Source organism: Rhodococcus sp. 06-418-5 (genome assembly GCF_002258285.1).
Lineage (GTDB): Bacteria > Actinomycetota > Actinomycetes > Mycobacteriales > Mycobacteriaceae > Rhodococcoides.
Window position 1 is genome coordinate 662,197 of record NZ_NOYE01000037.1, and the last position, 21,990, is coordinate 684,186.

Annotated in this window: 22 protein-coding genes; 6 read left to right on the forward strand and 16 right to left on the reverse strand. The window is 65.1% G+C overall.

What is annotated here, in order from left to right:
* The first annotated feature begins 242 nt into the window (after positions 1-242).
* Together CH274_RS28450 and CH274_RS28455 are read left to right on the forward strand one after the other, a co-directional pair.
* The gene (locus tag CH274_RS28450) at positions 243-2,075 is read left to right on the forward strand and encodes a hypothetical protein (protein ID WP_032397161.1); all 1,833 of its coding nucleotides are present in this window, start codon (positions 243-245) and stop codon (positions 2,073-2,075) included.
* Positions 2,062-2,670 (forward strand): class F sortase, encoded by a 609-nt coding sequence (locus CH274_RS28455; protein WP_094659549.1) that lies wholly within the window; start codon positions 2,062-2,064, stop codon positions 2,668-2,670. The genes CH274_RS28450 and CH274_RS28455 overlap by 14 nt, the downstream gene beginning before the upstream one ends.
* Before the next feature lie 22 nt (positions 2,671-2,692).
* Here CH274_RS28455 and pyrE read toward each other — a convergent pair whose 3' ends face one another.
* The 5 genes from pyrE to clpB form a co-directional block, all read right to left on the reverse strand.
* A complete protein-coding gene (gene pyrE, locus CH274_RS28460) occupies positions 2,693-3,241 on the reverse strand; it encodes an orotate phosphoribosyltransferase (protein ID WP_032397163.1) in 549 nt (182 codons plus the stop codon).
* A 103-nt stretch (positions 3,242-3,344) separates the two neighbouring features.
* Positions 3,345-3,923, reverse strand: a complete 579-nt coding sequence (locus CH274_RS28465) for a LemA family protein (RefSeq protein WP_256993721.1) — start codon at positions 3,921-3,923, stop codon at positions 3,345-3,347.
* A 58-nt stretch (positions 3,924-3,981) separates the two neighbouring features.
* Entirely contained in the window at positions 3,982-5,052 is a 1,071-nt protein-coding gene (locus tag CH274_RS28470) for a hypothetical protein (protein WP_094659551.1), read from the reverse strand.
* 85 nt (positions 5,053-5,137) lie between these two features.
* Positions 5,138-6,163, reverse strand: a complete 1,026-nt coding sequence (locus CH274_RS28475; protein WP_094659552.1) for a DUF5666 domain-containing protein — start codon at positions 6,161-6,163, stop codon at positions 5,138-5,140.
* A 96-nt stretch (positions 6,164-6,259) separates the two neighbouring features.
* Positions 6,260-8,839, reverse strand: a complete 2,580-nt coding sequence (gene clpB, locus CH274_RS28480) for an ATP-dependent chaperone ClpB (RefSeq protein WP_094659553.1) — start codon at positions 8,837-8,839, stop codon at positions 6,260-6,262.
* Between the two features lie 203 nt (positions 8,840-9,042).
* Here clpB and CH274_RS28485 point away from each other — a divergent pair, with 203 nt between their 5' ends.
* Positions 9,043-10,206, forward strand: coding sequence for a globin domain-containing protein (locus CH274_RS28485; protein WP_094659554.1), 1,164 nt, complete (start codon positions 9,043-9,045; stop codon positions 10,204-10,206).
* A gap of 22 nt (positions 10,207-10,228) precedes the next feature.
* Here the strand turns inward: CH274_RS28485 and CH274_RS28490 are convergent, their stop codons facing one another.
* Positions 10,229-10,900 (reverse strand): hypothetical protein, encoded by a 672-nt coding sequence (locus CH274_RS28490; RefSeq protein WP_143544543.1) that lies wholly within the window; start codon positions 10,898-10,900, stop codon positions 10,229-10,231.
* 293 nt (positions 10,901-11,193) lie between these two features.
* On the opposite strand from CH274_RS28490, the gene CH274_RS28495 reads away from it, so the two are divergent.
* The gene (locus tag CH274_RS28495; protein WP_032397406.1) at positions 11,194-11,613 is read left to right on the forward strand and encodes a helix-turn-helix domain-containing protein; all 420 of its coding nucleotides are present in this window, start codon (positions 11,194-11,196) and stop codon (positions 11,611-11,613) included.
* Here the strand turns inward: CH274_RS28495 and CH274_RS28500 are convergent.
* Both CH274_RS28500 and CH274_RS28505 read right to left on the reverse strand, forming a co-directional pair.
* On the reverse strand, positions 11,610-11,924 hold the full coding sequence (locus CH274_RS28500) for a DUF2277 domain-containing protein (RefSeq protein ID WP_094659555.1): 315 nt from the start codon (positions 11,922-11,924) through the stop codon (positions 11,610-11,612). The genes CH274_RS28495 and CH274_RS28500 overlap by 4 nt on opposite strands.
* 22 nt (positions 11,925-11,946) lie before the next feature.
* Positions 11,947-12,522: a TetR/AcrR family transcriptional regulator gene (locus CH274_RS28505; protein ID WP_094659556.1), complete on the reverse strand. Its 576-nt coding sequence runs from the start codon at positions 12,520-12,522 to the stop codon at positions 11,947-11,949.
* Positions 12,523-12,616: 94 nt separating this feature from the next.
* On the opposite strand from CH274_RS28505, the gene CH274_RS28510 reads away from it, so the two are divergent.
* Positions 12,617-14,014 (forward strand): cytochrome P450, encoded by a 1,398-nt coding sequence (locus CH274_RS28510; RefSeq protein WP_094659557.1) that lies wholly within the window; start codon positions 12,617-12,619, stop codon positions 14,012-14,014.
* Here the strand turns inward: CH274_RS28510 and dinB are convergent, their stop codons facing one another.
* The 6 genes from dinB to CH274_RS28540 all read right to left on the reverse strand — a co-directional run bounded on the left by dinB (position 14,015) and on the right by CH274_RS28540 (position 19,082).
* The gene (dinB, locus tag CH274_RS28515; RefSeq protein WP_179275897.1) at positions 14,015-15,202 is read right to left on the reverse strand and encodes a DNA polymerase IV; all 1,188 of its coding nucleotides are present in this window, start codon (positions 15,200-15,202) and stop codon (positions 14,015-14,017) included. It lies immediately after the preceding gene.
* Positions 15,203-15,274: 72 nt separating this feature from the next.
* Positions 15,275-15,640, reverse strand: coding sequence for a hypothetical protein (locus CH274_RS28520; RefSeq protein WP_141214751.1), 366 nt, complete (start codon positions 15,638-15,640; stop codon positions 15,275-15,277).
* 23 nt (positions 15,641-15,663) lie between these two features.
* Positions 15,664-16,650 carry an inorganic phosphate transporter gene (locus CH274_RS28525; RefSeq protein WP_094659558.1) on the reverse strand — a complete coding sequence of 329 codons (987 nt, stop codon included), beginning with the start codon at positions 16,648-16,650 and terminating at the stop codon, positions 15,664-15,666.
* Between the two features lie 7 nt (positions 16,651-16,657).
* Entirely contained in the window at positions 16,658-17,275 is a 618-nt protein-coding gene (locus CH274_RS28530) for a DUF47 domain-containing protein (protein WP_094646763.1), read from the reverse strand.
* Positions 17,276-17,300: 25 nt separating this feature from the next.
* Positions 17,301-18,218, reverse strand: a complete 918-nt coding sequence (locus CH274_RS28535) for a polyphosphate polymerase domain-containing protein (protein WP_094659559.1) — start codon at positions 18,216-18,218, stop codon at positions 17,301-17,303.
* A gap of 15 nt (positions 18,219-18,233) precedes the next feature.
* Entirely contained in the window at positions 18,234-19,082 is an 849-nt protein-coding gene (locus tag CH274_RS28540; protein WP_143546654.1) for a hypothetical protein, read from the reverse strand.
* Between the two features lie 87 nt (positions 19,083-19,169).
* On the opposite strand from CH274_RS28540, the gene CH274_RS29450 reads away from it, so the two are divergent.
* Positions 19,170-19,337: an RNA-binding S4 domain-containing protein gene (locus CH274_RS29450; RefSeq protein ID WP_155290818.1), complete on the forward strand. Its 168-nt coding sequence runs from the start codon at positions 19,170-19,172 to the stop codon at positions 19,335-19,337.
* An 11-nt stretch (positions 19,338-19,348) separates the two neighbouring features.
* On the opposite strand, the gene CH274_RS28545 is transcribed toward CH274_RS29450, so the two are convergent.
* Positions 19,349-21,025 carry a CotH kinase family protein gene (locus CH274_RS28545; protein WP_441346941.1) on the reverse strand — a complete coding sequence of 559 codons (1,677 nt, stop codon included), beginning with the start codon at positions 21,023-21,025 and terminating at the stop codon, positions 19,349-19,351.
* Between the two features lie 2 nt (positions 21,026-21,027).
* Positions 21,028-21,705, reverse strand: a complete 678-nt coding sequence (locus CH274_RS28550; RefSeq protein ID WP_032397174.1) for a DUF4956 domain-containing protein — start codon at positions 21,703-21,705, stop codon at positions 21,028-21,030.
* Positions 21,706-21,990: the final 285 nt, after the last annotated feature.

Consider the following 21,990-nt stretch of genomic DNA (forward strand, 5'->3'; position numbering starts at 1 on the left):
CGAGATCTTCGGATCTCGACCGCCGTTCGCTTTCGCGATTCTCACTCGTCACATGAGTCCCATCAGTAACACTTTCATAACCAATTCTCAGGTAAAGGCTTGAACGGTTCCCGAGACCGGCCGGTTGGTTTACGGTCACGTCAACACGGTTGTTCGTGTGACTCACCAACTACACCCGTTCCGCGTGGGAGGGCGGGTGCGCGCAGCACTCTGCTGCCACTGACCGAAGGGCCACAATCTCCATGTCGCAGAAGTCGATCGCCAGGTCCAAGAAGGCGCGCCTCGCCGCTGCCGGGGCCGCCATGGCACTGTCCCTCTCCATCGCTGCACCGGGAATTGCCAGTGCGCAGGATCAGACACCCGAAAGCTCCGCAGTCGAGCAGCCGGCCACCGAGGGCGGCACCGAATCCGGAGCTCCCACCACCGAGGAGGGCGCAGCGGTCGAAGGATCCGCCACCGTCGACGCGCAGATCGAAGCACCTGCTCCGGCCGTCACCCCGGAAGACGCCGCAGCCGCAGCGGCCGCAGCCGTCCCGGCCCCCGAGCTACCGTCGACCATCCGCCCGCTGCCCCAGGTCACCGGCGGCGTCGTCTTCAACGACGACGGCACCGCGACGGTCAACCTCGACGTCATCCCGCAGCTGTCCGACGCGGAGAGGCAGGCGATCGCCGACGCCGAAGCGGCCAGCAAGCTTGCCGCCGAAGCATCTGCCGCCGCTCAGGTGCGCCTCGAGACCGCCAAGGCCGCCGACACCGCCGCGAGTAACGACGCCACCAAGGCCGAGGTCGCTGCAGCCGAGGCCGACGTCAAGGCCAAGGCTGCCGTCACGGCCGCCGCATCGGCCAAGGTCCAAAGCGAGGCCGCGAGTGCTGCGGTCACCGCAGCCAAGAAGGACGCTGCCGAGCTCGAGACCGCGGCCGGCGAGGCCAAGGCAGCAGCGGACCAGGCCGCAGCCGACGCGAAGACGGCGGAGGATCTGGCTGTCGAGCTCGAAGCCGCAGCGGTATCGGGCGACCCCGAAGCCACCGCCGCAGCTGCGGCCGCCCGCGCCGACGCGAACGCGAAGGCCGAGCTCGCCGCCAGCGCCAAAGTCGAGGCCGATGCGTCGACCAAGGCCGTCGAGGACTCCCTCCAGGCACTGCAGGACTCGTTCAAGAACTTCAACCTCGCCAAGGTCGCTGCCGCCACCAGGGCCGCAGCTGCCACCGCGGCCAAGTCGCTGGCCTTGCACATCGAGGCTCAGACCGCAGCTGCCGTGGCCGCGATGGCCGAGCAGAACGCCAAGAACCTCGAAGCCGCAGCCGAGGCTGCCGCAGGCGAGGAGACCGAATCGCAGAAGGCTGCAGCCGACGCCCGAACAGCAGCCGATGCGGCCAAGGCCGACGCCGACGCCAAGGCAGAGGCAGCAACCGCAGCCCAGGCCGCACTCGACGCCGCCCCGTCGGACGCCGACATCGCGGCACTGCAGAAGACGGCCGACGACGCCGCGCAGGCAGTTCTGGACGCCGACGCCGCGGTCGTCGCCGCCGATGCAGATCTGGCAGCCAAGACCGAGGCAGCCGCGGCAGCCAAGGCCAAGGCGACGGAGGCCGCGGACGCCCTGGCAGCCGTACAGGCCGACGTCGATGCCGCCAAGGCCGATGCCGACGCGAAGGCCAAGGCCGAGGCCGATCTGAAGGCCGCAGCAGCCGAACTGGCCGCCAGCGGACCGAAATTCGAGTGGACGATCAACCTCGGAAATGTTGTCCGCGAGGACGTTCCGGTCACCGAGATCGACGAGAACACCGTCGTCGTCGACGAGACCGGAGTGTCCCTGGTCGGCGTCAAGAACGAGGACGGATCGTTCACAGTGGCGGATTACTTCACCACCGACGAGAACGGTGTCGTCAGCGTTGCCGGCGATCTGCCGCCGGTCGATCTCGCTCTCGGCGACTCCTCGAACGAGGCGTCGGGCGGATCGGACAGCTCGTCCAACACCCCGGTGATCCTGGCCGGAGTCGGCGTGGTCGTGGTCGCGGCAGCAGGCGGAGCGTTCTACCTGCGTCGCCGCAGCTCCACCGATGCCACCTCGTAGAACCCGCTGGCTGTGGACGGCGATCCTGGCCCTCGCTCTACTCGTATCAGGTTGTGCGAGTGACGAAGTCGGGATCGCCGCGCCCGATCGCTCGCCGGTGCAGTCACAGATCTCGGTGGCTGCACCGGCGAGCGACGTCGCTCCCGCTCAGCCGGACCACATCGAACTCCGATCCTCGGACGGCACGACCTACCTGAGCAGCCCGATCCATCCCGACCCGCTCTACCGCGGCGGCGAGAGCGGCCAGGTGCTGAACCCGGTCGACGAACTGCCCGCGTGGTGGGCCGAGAGCGGAATGCCGGGAACCTCGACCGAACAAACGGTAGTGGTTGCCGGACATAACTACTCGAAGCGTGACGCCCCGTTCAAGGCGTTGCGGGTAGTGACCCCGGGCGACACCGTCGTGTTGCGCACCCCGAGCGGCACCTTGCAGTACGCGGTCGAATCGGTCGGCCCTCTACCGAAGGGATCTCTGCTCGCGGACAACGAACTCCGACGCTCGGTACCGGGACGATTGATCCTCGCAAACTGCGACGTCCAGGGCGGCGAACCCACCGACGACAACTTCGTCGTCGTCGCGCAACTCGTTCGCTGACAAGCTCTTTCGGAGCCAGGGGTTACAGGCCGAGGTCCGCCAGGCCGAGGAGGGATCGATATTCGAGCCCCTCTGCGGCGATGACCTCGTCCGCCCCGGTCGCCCGATCGACCACCGTGGCCACGCCGACGACCGTCGCTCCCGCGTCCCGCAGAGCCTGCACGGCAGTGAGCGGAGAATTTCCGGTGGTCGTCGTATCCTCCACCACCAGAACACGTTTGCCGACGATGTCCGGACCCTCGATCCGACGTTGCATGCCGTGCGCCTTCGCGGCCTTGCGCACCACGAACGCATCGATCGGACGCCCCTGCGCATGCATGATCGACATCGCCACCGGATCTGCACCCATCGTCAGACCGCCGACCGACACGAAATCCCAGTCGGCAACCAGATCACGCATCAACGAACCGATCAGCGCGCCTGCCCGATGATGCAGAGTCGCGCGACGAAGATCGACGTAGTAGTCGGCTTCCTTGCCCGACGACAACGTGACCTTCCCGTGCACGACGGCAAGCTCTTTCACCAAATCGGCCAGTTCCTGCCGGTCCGAATTCGCGGCACTGTCGGCCATGTTCGGATTCCTCTCGTCGCACCACGGATCTTCGATAGGTCGGTACGAACTTACCCACCGACCCGCGCAGGCGCTCCCGCCGGCTCCGCTGATCGTTCTGCCACTAGGCAGCGATTTCGGCCGACTGCTGCTCGTCGAGCAGTTCCTTGGTTTCCACGAACGGTTCCGGTGCGGTCATCGAACGAGCCCTGGCGACGAGCGAGGACGGGAACGTGCCGATCGCCTGCGACAACCGATACGCGTTGTCGTTGTACACCCGCACCGCGCCTGCGATACGGCGCTCGGTGACGTTCAGTTCACCGGCCGGGCCTTGAAACGACCAATTGCCCAACGCGTTCCGACGCGCATCGGCATCGGCGAGCACGGCGTGAAACGCGGCGGACAGGGCGTTCTCGGCGGCGGCCTGCGCCTGCAGACCCAGGCTGCGATCGCGCACGGCCTTGGACCACGAACGTGCACCGCCGAGCTGACGCAGCAGATCAGCGGACAGCCCGGTGGCCTCCGCGGCGGCGAGGAACGGGCCCAACTGCTCGTGACGCCGATCGAGCTCGACATCGACCAGCCGCAGACTCTGCTCCGTCTGATCGCTGTATCGACCGAGTCGACGCACCGCGACCACCACGTAACCGACCACGACAATGAGGACCAGGACTGCCACGACAACACCCGAAGAAACCGTCACGAGGTACGAATTTAGCCGCGTAAGCGCGTCTGCGCCCGTAAACACGCCCGAACTTCGATCACGGCTGATTGCGTCGGCGGTCCGAGTCGAACGGAATCGGACGCGAGACGGGCGGACGCGGCACCGGACGCGACGGATTCGCCCTACTTGCGGCCTGCGGACCGGCAGCATCGGGCCTGGGCGGACGCGGCCTGCGCCCCGGCTCCTGCGGACGCGGCTCCTGCACACGCGGTTCCTGAACACGAGGTTCCTGAACACGGGGTTCCTGGACACGCGGTTCCTGGACACGGGGCTCGGCGGCGCGAGGAGGCCGAACCCTCGGCTCAGGCGTGTTGGGTGCAGGGGTTCTGGGCTCGGCGACGGGCGGCTCCGGGCGTCGAACCGCCTGAATACGGGGTTCGGCCACGCGAGGCCGAGGATTGTGTGCCACCGGTGCTTGCTGCGTGGGTGCCTCGTGCACCGACGGCCTACCGGGATCACTCCGATCATCACCGGGGCGAGCGCCGTAGACCGCGCTTCCGCGAACCGGCGGCAGCACGTGCAACATGCCCGACAGTCTCGCGACCGCGTCGATCGCGGCATCCCAATCGCGACCGACACTGCCGAGCGGCAGTGACCCGAGCGTCCAGTCCTTCTCGCTCCACAGCAGCTGCAGATTCTCCGGGATGGACTCGGTGAACGCTGCCATCCGCTGGTCGCAGACACGCCGAGCGATGTCGACGTCGGTTGCGAACACCACGCGTGGGCCGATGGAACCGAGCAGTTCCATGTCCTCGTCGCGCGGCGGTGGCGTCGAGCGCGGCCGAAGATCGATGTCGACATCCGAACCGACCGAGCGTTGCACGGCCACGATCGTGCCCGTCTCCTCGACGTCGAAGAGAACGAACTCCTCACCGCGTCGAACGCCGGTCACCACTCCGAGAGCCACGTCGAACTCCGGCTTGGACAGGGCAGCGCGCGAGAACCGCGTGACCAGTTCTCGATCGTGCGGTCGGTACTCGTACCCCTGAGCCTTGGCCCACATCTGCCGTACACGTCCGGACCGATCTCGCTTGGACCTGTCGATGTAGAGCAGGGCCACTGCACCCATCAGTGCAATTGCCGCAAGGCCGAACCACATTGCCGTCATCGCGAACCACCTTAATCGACATCGACACCTTCGCCGCCCACCACCGCCGGGGCCTGTGAACCTTCCCTACTGCAACGCGGGTTGCCTAACCACCCAGACTCGGCGTTTCGATGATGACGTTCGCGCGAATCGTTCCGTCCTCGACGGCCTCGCCCTGCACCACGACGAATGCACCGACGGTCAGCGACGCCAGATCGCTACCGGACAACGAGATTATCTGGGTCTGGGGTGTGGTCTGCACCGTGACCGGGGCCCCGTCGAGACCGTCGAGCGTCAGAGTCGAGCCGTCGTTGGCGGTGATCGTTCCCACCGACGAGCCGAGCTGGCCGAGAATCTCGGGAATTCCCCCCGGGATCAGCTCGGGTGTGGTGGCCGTGCCCGATTCGGTGGGCTGCGGCGTGGTCGTGGGCGCAGTCGAGGTGGGCGGCCGGATCGAGGTCGACGGCGCAGTCGCCGTGGTCGCGGGCTCGTCCGATCCCCCGCTCAGGAAGGAAATGCCGAACACCACGACGATGGCGAGAACGACAAGTCCGATGAGCGCCAGAACCCACGGTCGGGGCCCCTTGCTGCCGGAATCGGCGTCGTTCGGTCCTTCGGTGGGAGGTGGAGTGCCGTACTCCGGCGGCTGTCCGAACTGCTGAGTGTGGCCGAACTGCTGAGTGTGGCCGTACTGCGCAGTGTCGTAGCCCGGAGCCTGCCCGTACTGCGGGGGTTGCCCGTACTGAGCAGTGTTGTACCCCGGGGTCTGGCCGTAACCCGGGGCCTGACCGTACTGCTGGGTCTGGCCGTAGGCCTGATTCGCCGCAGCCTGCTGCTCGGGGTCGTACGGCGGAAACGCCTGCGTCGGCTGATACCCCGGCGGATACGCCTGCGGGTCCGGATTCGGCTGGGCCGGATTCTGGTAGGCCGGGTTCTCGTAGCCCGGGTTCTCGTAGCCCGGGTTCTGATACGCCTGCGTCGGATATGCCTCGGTCGGGTGAGCGCCGTCGGGGTCTTGCTGGGTTCCGGAGTACGGCCGACCGTCGTCCTGGGTCGGCTCGGACGACTCCGCCTGGCGTGCCGCGTCCTGATCGCGTTCTCGAGGTGACCGCGGGTCGTCCGGATTCGTCATTCCACGAGCGTACCCACCCGCTGCACCCCGGTCGAAGCACGAAACAGGCCCGCACGAGCAGCGCTCGTGCGGGCCTGTTCGGACAGGCGACCCCGGCTAGCCCAGGATCAGGTGCTCGCCATCCGGGCTGACGTTGACCGACACCACATCGCCGTCGTGGACCTCACCGGCGAGGAGCAACTTCGCCAGTTGATCCCCGATGGCCTGCTGGATCAGTCGACGCAGCGGACGCGCACCGTACAGCGGGTCGTAACCGCGCACCGCGAGCCACATCTTCGCCGGCGACGACACCTCGAGTGTCAGGCGACGAGCCGACAGACGCTTGGCCAGGAAGCCGAGCTGGATGTCGACGATCGACTCGAGCTGATCCTCGGACAACGCGTCGAACACCACCACGTCGTCGAGTCGGTTGACGAACTCGGGCTTGAACGAACGCCGCACCGCGTCCATCACCTGCTCCTTGGTACCGCCGGCACCGAGGTTGGAGGTGAGGATCAGGATCGTGTTGCGGAAGTCGACGGTCCGGCCCTGGCCGTCGGTGAGACGGCCCTCGTCGAGCACTGCGAGCAGAATGTCGAACACGTCGGGGTGTGCCTTCTCGACCTCGTCGAAGAGCACCACCGTGTACGGCCGCCTGCGCACGGCTTCGGTCAACTGTCCGCCGGCCTCGTAGCCCACGTAGCCCGGAGGTGCACCGACGAGCCGAGCGACGGCATGCTTCTCGCTGTATTCACTCATGTCGATGCGCACCATCGCCCGTTCGTCGTCGAACAGGAACTCCGCCAACGCCTTCGCCAGCTCGGTCTTGCCGACGCCGGTGGGGCCGAGGAAGAGGAACGATCCCGTCGGACGGTTGGGATCGGCCACCCCGGCACGGGAGCGCCGGACGGCGTCGGACACCGCTTGTACTGCGTCCTTCTGTCCGACGACTCGCTTGCCGAGTTCGTCCTCCATGCGGAGCAGCTTGGCGGTCTCGCCTTCGAGCATCCGGCCGGCCGGGATTCCGGTCCAGGCCGCGACGACGTCGGCGACGTCGTCCGGTCCCACTTCCTCCTTGAGCATCACCTCGCCCTGAGCAGGAGAGTCCTCGGTCTTGGCGGCGAGCTCCTTCTCGAGCGTCGGGATGCGTCCGTAACGCAGCTCGGCGGCCTTACCCAGATCGCCGTCGCGTTCGGCGCGGTCGGACTCCCCGCGCAGGTTCTCGAGCTCCTCCTTCAGGACCCGCACCGAGTCGATGGCGTTCTTCTCGTTCTGCCAGCGGGTGCTGAGCCCGGCGAGCTTCTCCTGCAGATCGGCCAGTTCCTGGCGGAGCTTGTCGAGGCGAGCCTTCGACGCGTCGTCGGTCTCCTTCGCCAGGGCCATCTCCTCGATTTCGAGGCGACGGACGGCCCGCTCCACCTCGTCGATCTCGACGGGGCGCGAGTCGATCTCCATGCGCAGCCGCGACGCGGCCTCGTCGACGAGGTCGATGGCCTTGTCCGGCAGGAAGCGGGCGGTGATGTACCGATCACTGAGCGTTGCCGCAGCGACCAGGGCGGAGTCCGTGATCCGGACGCCGTGGTGCACCTCGTAGCGTTCCTTGAGTCCGCGCAGGATTCCGACGGTGTCCTCGACCGAGGGCTCTCCGACGTAGACCTGTTGGAAGCGTCGTTCGAGGGCAGCGTCCTTCTCGATGTACTTGCGGTACTCCTCGAGGGTCGTCGCACCGACCAGACGCAGTTCGCCGCGGGCCAGCATCGGCTTGATCATGTTGCCCGCGTCCATCGCGGACTCGCCGGTCGCGCCGGCACCGACGATGGTGTGCAGCTCGTCGATGAACGTGATGACCTGGCCCGCGGAGTTCTTGATGTCGTCGAGCACGGCCTTGAGCCGCTCCTCGAACTCACCGCGGAACTTCGCCCCCGCGACCATGGAACCGAGGTCGAGGGAGACGACGGTCTTGCCGCGCAGGCTCTCCGGAACATCGCCTGCCACGACCCGTTGGGCGAGTCCTTCGACGATGGCCGTCTTGCCGACGCCGGGCTCGCCGATGAGCACCGGGTTGTTCTTGGTGCGTCGCGACAGGACCTGCACGACGCGCCTGATCTCGGTGTCGCGCCCGATGACGGGATCGAGCTTGCCTTCGCGGGCCAGCGCGGTCAGGTCGGTGCTGTACTTCTCCAACGCCTGGTAGGTGTTCTCGGGGTCTGCACTGGTGACCCGCGCGCTGCCACGGACGGCCTGGAAGGCGTCGCGCAATTCGTTGGGTCCGGCTCCGTGGCCGCTCAGAAGCTTGGCCACGTCGTCGTTGCCGGCAGGAGTGGAGCCTGCGGAACGACCAGTTCCACCAGCCAGGCCCACCATGAGGTGCTCGGTGGAGACGAACTCGTCGTCGAGTTCGGTGGCCAGGTGCTGCGCTGCGGTGATCGCGGCGAGGGTTTCACGGCCGAGTTGCGGAGTGGTGGTCGAGCCGGATGCCGAGGGCATGCGATCGACGAGGTTCTGCGCTTCTCGACGCACCGTTGCAGGGTCGACGCCGACGGCCTTCAACAAGGGTGTGGCGATGCCGTCGGTCTGATCGAGCAACGCCACCAACAAATGTGCCGGACGAATGTCCGGGTTACCGGCCGCGGATGCGGCCTGCAGGGCAGCAGAAAGCGCTGCCTGCGACTTCGTGGTGGGAGTGAAACTGTCCACCGGTCACCTTCTTTCTCGGATCGGGTTTCGTGACTGTCGCTGGGTACAACCATAGACAAGTTGAGTCTGTTCCGCTCAACCCTGATTTTCTTCGTGCGCGACTCTGCACATTCCGCACCGTGCGCGATACCCTCGATCGGTCTACTTTGGAGACGGTCGACGGCAGTGACCGGTGGGGCAATCGGTGGGGTGGAGGTAGATCGATGCTCGACGCACGCACGATCTCCCTGGTTCGCACCGGATTCAAGTCCGTCGTGGCCGCCCAGGACGGACCGGCGCGGCTGTCTCGGTCCTTCTACGGCCACCTGTTCGCCGAGCACCCCCACTTCCGCGCCCTGTTCCCCGCGTCGATGGATGCGTTGCGTGAACACTTCGTCATGGCGCTCGGGTACGTCTTCGAGCATCTCGACGACCCCGACCGCGTCGAACCGTTCCTCGAGCAACTCGGCCGGGACCACCGCAAGCACGGAATCTCGGGCGCGCACTTCCGTGCGGGCAGCTCGGCCCTGATCAGCGCGTTCCGCACCTTCGCCGGCAACGAGGTGTGGACCGACGAGGTCGAGACGGCCTGGAACGACACACTCACCGTCGTGAGCGACGCAATGGCCGAAGCCGCCGACAACGACGAACTGCCGCCGTTCTGGAGTGCCACCGTCGTCGAACATCATCGGCTTCTCGACGACCTCGCGGTCGTGCGGCTCAAGACCGACGGCGAAATTCCGTACTTCCCCGGGCAGTACGTCAGTGTGCAGATTCCACAGCGGCCCAAGCTGTGGCGGTATCTGTCCCCGGCCATCCCCAGCAATCCGTACGGCGAGATCGAGTTCCACGTCCGACGCGTATCCGGGGGCTGGGTGTCGCCGGCGATAGTCACCGAGACCGCGGTCGGTGATCGCTGGTCCATCAGCCCGCCACTGGGCGGGATGCACGTCGATCGCGCGATCCGCGAGGACGTGCTGATGATCGCGGGAGGTACCGGCCTGGCTCCGCTGCGCGCGCAGGTCATGGAGATGGCGCAGCGCAGCAACAATCCGCGGGTGCATCTGTTCGTCAGCGGGACGTATCCGTGTGATCTCTACGATCTGGACACGCTGTGGCAGCTGTCTCTGTCCAATCCGTGGCTGACGGTCGTTCCGGTGACCGAGGAGCTCGAGAATCCGTGGTGGTACTCGGGCACACCTCGCGAACTGCCATGGGGAATGCACCACCGTCTGCACGGCGCGGTGGGCAAGGTGGTGACCCAGTTCGGCTCGTGGGCCGATCGGCAGATTCAGATCTGTGGGTCGCCGTCGATGGTTCGGACGACGATCTACGCCCTCCGCAAGGTCGGCACACCGATGGAGCACATTCAGCACGATCCGTTCTGAATCACGTTGCGCTGCTCGGGTTTCAGCTCGACAAAGACTTCGGCGGCAGATCCTCGACGATTCCGCCCGCCACCAGGCGAGGAGTCCAGGTCTCGGTGATGAGCCTGCCGTCTCCGGTGATGATCGCGTCGGGATCGGGGTCGATCAGAATGGGATAGCCCGCGTCCGCGTCGGCCAGGACGTTCTGCACCAGAAGGTCGTTCTCGATGGTGTAGTGCACGCGAACCGGATGCAGATCCGAGTCGAAAGCCCATGGGCGGCCGATGAAGATCACCGCATCACCGGAATCGTCGAGTACCGACACCGAGCCGTCGTGCTCGAGCCGCAGGCTCCACCGAGGCGGCATGGACGTGACGAACTCGAAGCGGTGGGGCGCTCGGGTGTCGAGCAGGTGGATCATCAGCAGTGCACCGTCCCAGGGATCTCGCTGCGGGACAATCACTTCGAACGATCCACATTCGTAGAACCTGGATCCGAACGGACCCGGGATACCTGCGCCGAGATCGTCTGCGATGGCGAGTTCGAGCCGAACGAATCCGGAGCCGTCCTCGGCGCGGAGCATGATTCCCTCGGACGGGTGCGGCATGGGCGATTCGTCCCGCGGTGCGTAGGACAGCACTGCACGAAGCAGAGGCTCGACCACCTCCGCGTCACCGTCTCGTGAATCGAACGTTCGTCGTCGACGACCGGTCATCTCCACCCCCTCCGCCTGGCAAGACAGTCTGCCACCGAGGCTCCGATCACGCGCCCGATTCTGCGGAAAAGCATTCGTTCGATCCCGTTTCCCCGGGTACCCGGCCGCGCGGACTCGGCCCCGCACGTCACCCACCTCATGAAACCGATCAGTCCGATTCTGGGACGGATTTCTGCAGGTCAGCCATGATTCGACGGGATCACGACAGCGGCTACTATGAGCCGGTTCGGTCCGTGGCGGACCGATCTGCCCGGGTGGGCAGCGGCTGTATCAGGAAGGCACACACATCCCCGATGTCCGCTGATTTCGCCGCACGTCTGAACCATCTGTTCGCCACGATCCACCCGCCCGGACGCAAGCCACACACCAATGCCGAGGTCGCCGACGCACTCGCCCTGCGCGGGCACCAGATCTCCAAGCCGTACATCTCGCAACTGCGGTCGGGGCAGCGCGTCAATCCGTCCGCCGACACCGTGGCGGCACTCGCCGCGTTCTTCAAGGTCAAGGCCGACTACTTCTTCGACAACATCTATGCGGCCAAGGTCGATCACGACCTCGAACTGCTCACCCAGCTGCAGGGATACGGCCTACGTCGCCTGTCCGCCAGGGCATTCGACCTGTCCGAGGAATCTCAGAACCTGCTCAGCTCGATGGCCGAGAAGCTGCGCGTGAGCGAAGGACTTCCAGCGGTGCCGCCGGACAGCACCGTCTAGGATCCGGCTTTCGAGGCCGATGCGGGTCGTTCCGCAGACTGCACTCCCGCGGCCGCAATTCGCGCCTGCACTTCGGGACGCCTCAGCGGCGGCACCGTGGGCGGTGGCTGACGCCGCTCCGGGAGCGCGTCGAGGAGCCGGTGCGTCGTCGCCGTCACCTCGGCGACGGCAACCTCGAAGGCGTCACGGGTGGCGTCCGAGGTCTTCTGCACACCACTGATCTTGCGGACGTACTGACGCGCGGCCGCTTCGATCTCCTCGTCGGTTGCGTGTGGTTCCAGCCCTCGCAGGGTGGTGATGTTTCGGCACATGCATCGACGATAACCCCGCAGCTCACACCTCGAGAAGACCTGCCACGGCACGCAGACACACCGCACGAACCTGTTCTCGGCTCAGAGTTCTGCGCTCCACCCAGTCCAGGCACACCGCCCGCACGAACGCCACCCACCCGCGCAGTGCGGTGCGGACAATCTCGTCGTCACGAAATCCTTCGGGCAGAGCAGCCAGGATCCGCTCCTGCTGGATCTCGAACTCGCGCCTGAGGATGTCGTCGATCCGTCGGTCTCCCAGCAGAGACCCGCGGTTGACGGCGCGGACGCCGTGCGCGTGCTCGTCGGTGTAGGAGATGTACGCGTCGAGACCGGCGGCGATCTGATCGAGGACCGGAAGGGAGGTGTCCGGTGCGGTGAGGTCGAGGTTTCGCTCGGATTCGGTGCGCACGACCTCGACGAAGAATTCACGCTTGGACGGGAAGTAGTGGTACATCAACCCGCGGGAGACGCCTGCGAGGTCGGCGACCTCCTCGATCCACACGTCCTCGTAGGGCCGCTCGGCGAACAGCGCCGAGCCGATCTCGAGTAGCTGCGCACGCCGTTGCGTCGGCGTCATCCGCTTACGGGGTGTGGTCATGGGCCTCGAACTTTACTTGACACGGGTTCAACAGCGAGTACGGTCACTATTGAACACCGGTTCAACAGGCTTGTCTCGAAACGATGGAGTGGCGATGTCGACTGAGTTCGCGGTACGAAACGGCCCTCTGCCGCATCCCCCGTACCGAGTCCCCGTGCTCGGCGACATTCTCGGAATCAACCCGCGCACACCGGTTCAGGACTCGACCGCCATGGCCGGCCGCCTGGGCACCATGTTCGAGCGGAGCATCCTCGGCCGACGGTTCGTGTTCGCCTCGGGTGCCGATGTGGTGGGCGAACTGTGCGACGAGAAGCGGTTCGAGAAGTTTCTCCCTCCCGGCGTCGAGAATCTGCGCGACATCGGAGCCGACGGTCTGTTCACCGCCTACAACCACGAACCGAATTGGCAACGCGCCCACGATCTGTTGCGTCCGGCGTTCACCGCCGGTGCCATGCGCGGCTATCACGAGATAATGGTCGACGTCGCCGACGATCTGGTTCGGCACTGGGAAGGTTGCGCACGCACCGGGGCGACGACCGACGTGTCCTCGGACATGACGAAGCTGACGCTCGAGACGATCGGTCGTACCGGATTCAGTTACAGCTTCGGCTCGTTCGCGCGAACCGAGCCGCATCCGTTCGTCTCCGCGATGGTCGGCGCACTGACCTACAACCAGCGGCGGGCGATGCTCAGGGTTCCCGCGTTCGCGAAACCCTTGTTCGCCCGATCGGATCGCGCGTACGCGCAGAACAAACAGTATTTGGCCGACGTCCTCGCAGACGTCGTCCGAACTCGACGCCGGTCCACCGAGAACTTCGACGACCTGCTGCAGATCATGATGAACGCGGCACGCGACGTCGACAATCCGAATGCATTGAGCGAAGCCAACATCGGCTACCAGATCCTGACGTTCTTGATCGCCGGGCACGAGACCACCTCCGGTGCGCTGTCGTTCGCGCTGTACTACCTGGCGACACATCCGGAGGTCTTCGAACGGGCCCGCGCCGAGGTCGACGAAGTCTGGGGTGCGGGCAAACCCGAGTTCGGGCAAGTCCCCAAGCTACGGTACGTCCGCCGAGTCCTCGACGAATCGTTGCGCCTGTGGCCGACGGTTCCCGCGTTCGGCCGAGGAGCACGGGCCGAGACCACCGTCGGTGACGGCTACCGAATGGCGGCCGGGGACTGGGCGATCGTGCTGGTGACGGCCCTGCATCGCGATCCGGTGTGGGGCGATCGTCCCGGCGAGTTCGACCCGGACAACTTTCTACCCGACCGCATCAGGGCCAGACCGGCTCATGTCTACAAGCCCTTCGGTACCGGTGAACGCGCCTGCATCGGAAGGCAATTCGCCATTCACGAGGCGGTCCTGGTACTCGGAACCATTCTCCAGCGTTTCGATCTGCACGCCGACCCGTCGTACCGGCTTCAGGTCGTGGAGCGACTGACCATGATGCCCACGGGCTTTCGGGTGCAACCGTCGACTCGGCACTAGTCAGTCGGGCAACAGCGGAACCGAGATTCCCGGATCGCGGCCGAGAAGCACCCCACGAGTGAGCGATGTCGATCCGAACTTCTTGTGCACCCCGTCGAGCGCACGGTCGAGAGCCGATGCCTCCGGCGGCGTCCGCACCTGCGGTGCGTCGAACTGCAACTCGAGCTGTTCGGCTCCACCCTTGTCGATACTCGAGACGGTGACACCGACGAGGGTGATGCCCTTCTCGGCGATCAGCGGTGCGGCATCACGGAGCAGTTCGAGCGCGGCGTCCAGGATGTCTCGGGTGTCAGCGGTGGCGCGATCGAGCGTGTGTGATCTGGTAGCGCGAGTGAAGTCGGCAAACCGCAAGCGCAACATGACCGTTCGACCGGTTCGCTCTGCTGCGCGCATACGGTGCGTGACGCGATCGACAAGCCCGATCAACGAGGCCTCCACCTCGGCCGCGTCGTGCCTGCCGCGTCCGAGTGCCCGCTGTGCGCCGATGGAACTGCGTGACTTCCCGGGTTGGACGCGTCGCGGATCCCGGCCCATGGCGAGCGCGTACAGATGGGAGCCCGCTCCCTTGCCGAGCACCGATGCCAACGACCGCTCGCCGTAGGCTGCGATATCCCCGACGGTCCTGATGTCGAGGACGTGCAGCTTCTCGGCGGTCACTTTGCCTACGCCCCAGAGCCTTTCGATGTTCAGCGGATGCAGGAACTCGAGTTCGCCACCGGGCGGCACGAGAAGAAGGCCGTCGGGCTTGGCGAAGGCGCTGGCCACCTTCGCCAGAAACTTGGTGGTGGCGATCCCGACGGTGATGGGCAGCCCGACCTGCTCGGCGACGTCCCGGCGCAGTTGCCGACCGATCTCGGTCGCACTGCCCGCTATCTTCTGCAAGCCGCCGACGTCGAGAAATGCCTCGTCGATGGAGATGCCCTCCACCAGCGGGGTGGTGTCGTGGAAGACGTCGAACACGTCCTTGCTCGCCTGCGAATAGGCATCCATGCGTGGCGGGACGACGATCGCCTGCGGGCACACGGCGCGGGCCTGCCCACCGCTCATCGCCGTGCGTACCCCGAAAGCCTTGGCCTCGTAGCTGGCGGCGAGCACCACTCCCCCGCCGACGATCACCGGCCTGCCGCGCAACCGCGGGTCGTCACGCTGCTCCACCGAGGCATAGAAGGAGTCCAGATCGGCGTGCATGATGCTCGCCACGGGTCGGCCGCTGGACTCCACGAGTCCATGCTCGCATGAGCCACCGACACCGCACCCGACTCAGCGGCAGACGTGCTCCTCCGCGGCCTGCACGATCGGCTCGGCCCAGGGTTCGCCGGTCCCCTTCTCGTAGGTTGCTCCCAGAGAATCGGTCACCTCTGCGACGGCTTCCTCCTCCGTGAGTCCCTGTTGGGCGCGGGTCTCGCAGAAGCCGGGGATGTAGATACCGAGCGCGAACACCTCGTTGACGGTCGTTCCGATGCCCTGCCCGTAGAGGTCGTCGAACAGTGCGGCCATTCCCGGGGTCTCGAGAAATCCGTCCCGCGCCTCCTGAACATCACGCGACACATCGCTCCCTGCGCCGGAGGACGTCAGCTCGTAGCTGCAGCCGGCGGTCAACGCCATCACGCACAGTGCAGCACTCACCGATGTCCGACCTACTCGCGACTTCACAGGACCACCCCCGCAACCACGTAGGTCAGCGCGGCGACAGCTGCCGCCGCGGGCAGCGTGATGACCCACGCCGCGAGCATGTTTCCCGCCGTTCCCCAACGCACGGCCGTCGTGCGCTTGGTCGCCCCGACGCCCATGATCGCCGACGAAATGACATGCGTCGTCGATACCGGTGCTCCCAGTCCGATCGAGGCAACGTAGAGAACCGCGGATGCGGTCGCCTCGGCCGCGAAGCCCTGGGGTGGGTCGAGTTCGATGATCTTGCGGCCGAGGGTGCGCATGATCCGCATTCCTCCGGTCGCTGTTCCGACCGCCAGCACCGTCGCGGTGAGGAAATAGCACCACAGAGGAATCGTGTAATCGGCCTGATGACCCGACACCACCAGTGCCAGAACCACGATGCCCATCGTCTTGGCCGCATCCTGCATACCGTGCCCGAAGGCCATGGCTGCGGCCGAGCATGTCTGAGCTCGCCGGAATCCGCGGCTGGTGGCACTGGGAGACGAGCGGCGGAACATCCACAGAATGGCCACCATCGCGGCACTTCCGAGCGCGAAACCGACTGCAGGAGAAACGATCATCGGCAGGATCACCTTGGTCGCGACGCCTCCCCACAGCACTGTCATTCCGCCTGCGAGTGCAGCTCCCACCATGCCGCCCACCAATGCGTGCGAGGACGAGGACGGCAACCCGAACCACCACGTGATCAGATTCCAGGCGATGGCACCGACCAGGGCGCACCCGACCACGAGCAATGCGTCGGATCCGACATCGAGGGCGATGATTCCCTCGCCGACCGTCGAGGCGACCTTCGCACCGAAGAAGGAGCCGAGCAGGTTTCCCACCGCGGCCATGAGCAGAGCCGAACGCAGTGTGAGTGCACGCGTGGACACCGACGTCGCGATGGCATTGGCCGAATCGTGAAAGCCGTTGGTGAAGGTGAACGCCATCGCCAGAGTGATGACAAGAACGAGTGCTACCACCGCGCACTCACGTCTCTTTCAACACGATGGATTCGATGACGTGCGCGACCTTTTCGAAAGCGTCTGCGGCATCTTCGAGTTCGTCGCCCACTCCCTTGAGTTTCATCACGGTCAACGCGTCGAAACGGCCATCGAACAGATCCGCCAGGAATGTCCGATAGGCATGGTCGGCCCGGTTCTCGAGCTCGTTGATCTCGATCCAGTAGCGCTCGAGATCCTTCATCGACGCCAGCCTCGGCATGGCTTCCGCAGTGACTTTCGCCGACCGGTCGAGGATGTCGATCATGTCGTGCATGTGCGGGGTGAGTCGGTCGATCCGGTAGAGCGAGAGCAGATGAGTCGCCGCTTCCATGTGGTCCATCACGTCGTCGAGACTCGAACCCAGGACGTAGATGTCGGTGCGATCGAACGGGGTGATGAAACTCGAATTCAGGGTGCGGAACAGGTCGTGAGTGATGCTGTCTGCTTCGTGCTCGAGATCGACCATGCGACGCGCCACAGCATCGATCTCCGGTGCGGATTCGAGCAGTTCGGTCAACGTCTTGGCTCCGGCGGCCAGCAGTTGAGCCGAGGAGTTGAACAGGTCGTAGAACAGAACGGACTTGGGCTTGAAGCGTGCGAACATCGTGCGGCTCCTAGGGGTGAGTCGGCTACCGGCGAGCGCCGGCGTATGGCTCGAGTAGATCCGACGGCACGCGATGGTCGGCATCGGCGGGAAGCACGAGTTCGGGTGCACCGGCGCGTGATCGGGGTGCCATTCCGAATGCCTCGATGGACTGGCAGTACTTCGAGACGCGAATGACGGACATGTTCATACGAGCCGTCATATCGGTCACCCAGTACGGAACCCGCTCGTTGGCCTTGATCTCCAGGATGGCCAGCTTGGGCGGAATGATGAACCGATTCTCGGCGCCGGAGTCGAAGCGGAAGTCGCGGTCGCGTCCGTGCACCTTGTGATCGATGGTGACCCGAAGCCCCAGATCGGCCTCGCGTCCGACGTACGCCTCGCGTAGATAGCCGGTCGTCACCATCGGACGCAGGTCGAGATTGGCGATCAACGTACTGACCTCGTTGACGAACGGGCGTTGACTCGGGTCGCAGTCGATCTCCTCACGTCCGTTCAACCACCTCTGAGAAACGTCGTAGGGCAACGAGATTCGACGCTTCTGCGTGACCCTGTTGACGCGCTGCTTGATCTCGATCTGCACCGGTGTGTCGTCCGTGCACTCCGACGGCGGCCCGTACAGGCGCACCCGCACCTTGCGTCGGAACTTCAGGCCCTCGATCTTCTCCCAGTAGAACCGCAGGTCGGTGGTGTCGTAGTACAGCGAGGTGACCGGGTAACCGCCCTTCGGCGAGAACGGATCGGTGTCCATCCGCGCCGTCAGCTCTTCACGGACCTGCGCGACGTCTGCCTCGGCGACGAAGTACTTGATCTCGTACCGGTTGAACGAGTGCAGCTTGCTTGCGGTCTGCTGGTAACCGGTGGGCTCGGTGGTCAGGTCTTCCGGCGACGCACCCTGCTTCTCCAGTGCGGCCTTGGGTCGAAATTTGTCGAACAGACTCATGCGGATTCCTTCTTCCTACGAATGGTGGAACGGAGCGAGCACTACGGCGGGCAAGTCGGCAGCTCCGTCGGCCTCGGACGCGAGCAGCAGTTCACCCGCGTCGGTGAAGGCGACGGCCTCGCCCTGTGGTTGATCGGGGCCCTCGACAACACCGGTGGGAGCGCCCGAGAATGCCGCGGCCACATCGCCGTCGGCGATATCGAAGACGAACAGATCCTTCTTCGTTCGCAGTGCCCCCACAGTGGCATCGGCATCGACGGCCGCCCCGGTGATCGGCCTGCTCGATCCGTCCGGTGCCGTCGCCGACACCGTTCCATTGCGAGCAAGATCGATCAATTGCGAAGAGGCGGTGACGGATTCGGCGCTGCTGTATATCGTGGCGGACGCACCGCCGGAGACCTTGGTGATCAACACCGGTTGCCCGCTGGGCGTCAGAGCGAACGCCTCGACGTCGTGTGCGCCGTCCGGGTAGCGCAGGGAGACGGAGGTCCGGCGATCGGACCGAACATCGACGCCGATCAGCGTGACGCTGTCGCGGTCGCTGTCGTTGTCACCGGTGTCGGCGAGCCACACGATCCCCGCACGATCGACGGCCATGTCCTCGACGTCGACCGTCTCGACTCCGACCTCGACCCACCTCGTGACCTCACAGGCACGGTCGAGCACCGCCAGCCGGTCGTCGCTGCCGCGGTCTCCGATCGCGTATCCGGTATCGCCCGTCCACGCCAAGCCCGAGAGCTCGGACAGTCCCGGATCGGTCGGAGTACACCAGGTCTCGAATGCTGCCGTCGACTCCGGTTGGGTCACCCCGCACGACGCGAGCACCGAGACACCGATCCCACATGCGGCGACAGTCCGAACCACGCTCCGATTCCTGTTGTTCACCCACGCGTCGCCTGACCGCCACGCGAACGAGCGGCGATCGTCACCACCCGGGAGCAACATCGGCTCATGAACGGTCGAACCTCTGTTCCGGAGTTGCTGGTGGCCACGGGTACGGCGCGCACGCTCGCGCAGGCCGCCTCCTTCGTGATGGAGGGCATGGTCCTGCTCAACGGACTGCCGCTGCGCGACCCCCGCCGCGAGGTTTCCCCGGCGGACACCCTGACCCTGCGCTGACCGCCGGGACATCACGACGATCCCGTGACAACAGGATCGTCGGCGAGTGCGTCGATTCGGATCTGCAGCCGTGACTTCAATTCCGCAGCATCCGCGTCGATGTCCTCCTGGGAGAGACCGGCCGACGTGGGAACGGACGCGGCGACCTCGTCGACGATGTCGAGCACCCGGCCACTGGCCCACAACTCGTCGTAGATCGTGCGGAACGCAGTGTCGTACTCGTCGGTGAACTCCGTCGAATCCAAGAACATGTCCTTGAGCGAATTACCCAGCATCGGGCCACCTTCGGGCATGCCCCCGCCTTCCGGGAGCTCCATTCCCTCCGGTGGGGTGAAGCCCTCGGGCAGCTGCGGCATGCCACCGCCTGCCCCTCCGCCACCGGGAATCATCGAGACTTCGTCGTGGGCCCCGGCGGTGGAATCGGAATTCAGAGCCAGATTGAGATCCCACGACACGACGGAGAACTTCTTCGTGTCCAGGTCGTAGTAGAGATAGAAGTTCTTTCCCGGTCCGCCCATGTCGTCGCCGTTGCCCAGCAAGTTCTGTAGTGCAAGATAATTCGCCAGCGAGTCGACGTCGACGTAGTCGGCCAGATGCGCATCGAACTCGGCCTGGTCTGCACCGTCGAGCCACTTCAACAGCGTGATAATCGGTTGCAGGTCCGCTGTCCCGCGGGCATTGATCTGGGTGAACTGCTCTGCATAGGTGGTCTGATCGTCACCCTGATACGTGAAGCTCGCATTCGCTCCGGTCTTGTACAACACCCCGTCGCCGTCCTCCAGAGAATTGGCGTAGTCGTCATCGGGAGCAACGACCACCAGTCGCGTCGTCTCGGCCGAGTCGTTCACCGAGTACGTGGTGTAGGTGAAGTCCTGGGTCGGCTGGCCCGAAGCGTCGGTGATCGCAAGAGAGACCGACTCGTTCAACGCCGGAGTGTACGGCCGCAGCGAGAGCGTGGTGTGACCCTGATACGCCCGCCCCTCGGAGTACTCGGCGAAGTCGATCAGAAACGGAAGATCCTCGGGCGCATCGAAACTGAGCGGTTCACCGAACACACCCATCCCGGCTCCCCCGGGCATTCCCCCGCCCTCCGGCGTCGCCGCATCCTCAGGCATTGCTGCACCCTCAGGCATCGCCGCACCCTCGGGCATGGCCGCGCCGTCCGGCATGGCTGCGCCCTCAGGCATGGCTGCGGCGTTCGCTGGGGGTGCTGCGCCGTCCGCGCCGGCGTTGCCACCACCGCGTCCCGGCATCGTGCCGTCATCGTTGCTCAGCGAACTCAGCGTCGAGTTGCCCTTCAGTCGAATACCGACGTCCGAGATCAGAGTCCCGTCGATGGTGATGTCGGCGGGTACCGATTCCTTGACACCCTCGTTCTGGAACGAGTCCTTCAGGGTCTGGTAGTCACCGGCATCGATGTCGAGCGAAATCGAATGCGACACAGTGGGATCGAAGAGGTCGACCGTGCCCTGGACGTTCTCGGTGATCTCCGACGCGATGACGGTTGCATCGCCGGTGATGTACGGGCGGATCCGGGTCGACCCGAACACGGTCGCCATCACCACGACGAACACCAGGAGCGTGGCAGCGATCTTCCAGTGCTGCCGCACCGTCCGAGGAATTCGATGGATCAACCTCCTTCGCAGGGTCGTCGGAGCGGAGGGAAAGTTCGTGTTCGGGTCGGCCACGATCAGATATCCGTCTGGTCGTATCCGGTGAGTACCGAAACCCGTTGTCCGGTATTGACCTCACTGAGAGCAGCGATCAACTCACCGGGCTTCTTGCCGGACCGCAGTTGTGCGGTGAAATACAGCTCGGTCAGTGCGCCCGATCTCACCGATTCGGTACTGACCAGCTCGAACTCCTTGCAGTACTTGATCAGTACGTCCTCGACCAGATCGGTGTAATCGGCGTCGGGTGGCACCTGAACCTTGACGACCTGACGTTGCACATCGAGCTTGAACCAGTCGAACTTGCTCATCACCACCATCACCAGGCAGATCGCGAACGTTGCCGCGATCGCCAATACGTAGAAGCGAGTTCCCGTGGCCATGCCGATCGCCATCACGAGGAAGATGAAGCCGACGTCGCGAGTTTCCTTGATGGCGTTGCGGAATCGGACGACGGACAACGCACCGACGAGGGCGAACGCCCGTGCCACGTTCGATCCGACGACCAGCATGATCAGGCTGATGACCATACCCACCGTGACGAGAGTTTGTACGTAGGACTGGCTGTACGAGACGTTCTTGTGGGTGAGTCGATAGACCCAGCCGATGATGGCCGACAGGACGAACGACAGTGTCAGAGACACCACGATGTCGAACGTCGAGAACGTTCCGCTCAGGTCTTGAATGTTGAAATTCATCGCATTCCGATCGAGTTGTATCGAATTTCGCACTGGCTACCGGGGGTGGTTCGGCCCGCGCACCGGCGTAATCCTCGCTGTTTACCGTTTGTTCGGATGCCGTTAACCATAGAGACATTCGGTCCGGAAATTCCATACAGGAAGCTGGCAGTTTCCTGCCAATTCAGCCGTGAGAAGCCTGGCAGCACACAGTCGATCCACGACGAATACCCCACATCCACTTCGGACGTCGGCGAGGGTCATATTTTCTTATCATGTTGCAGTGCAACAGTTTCGATTGTTCAC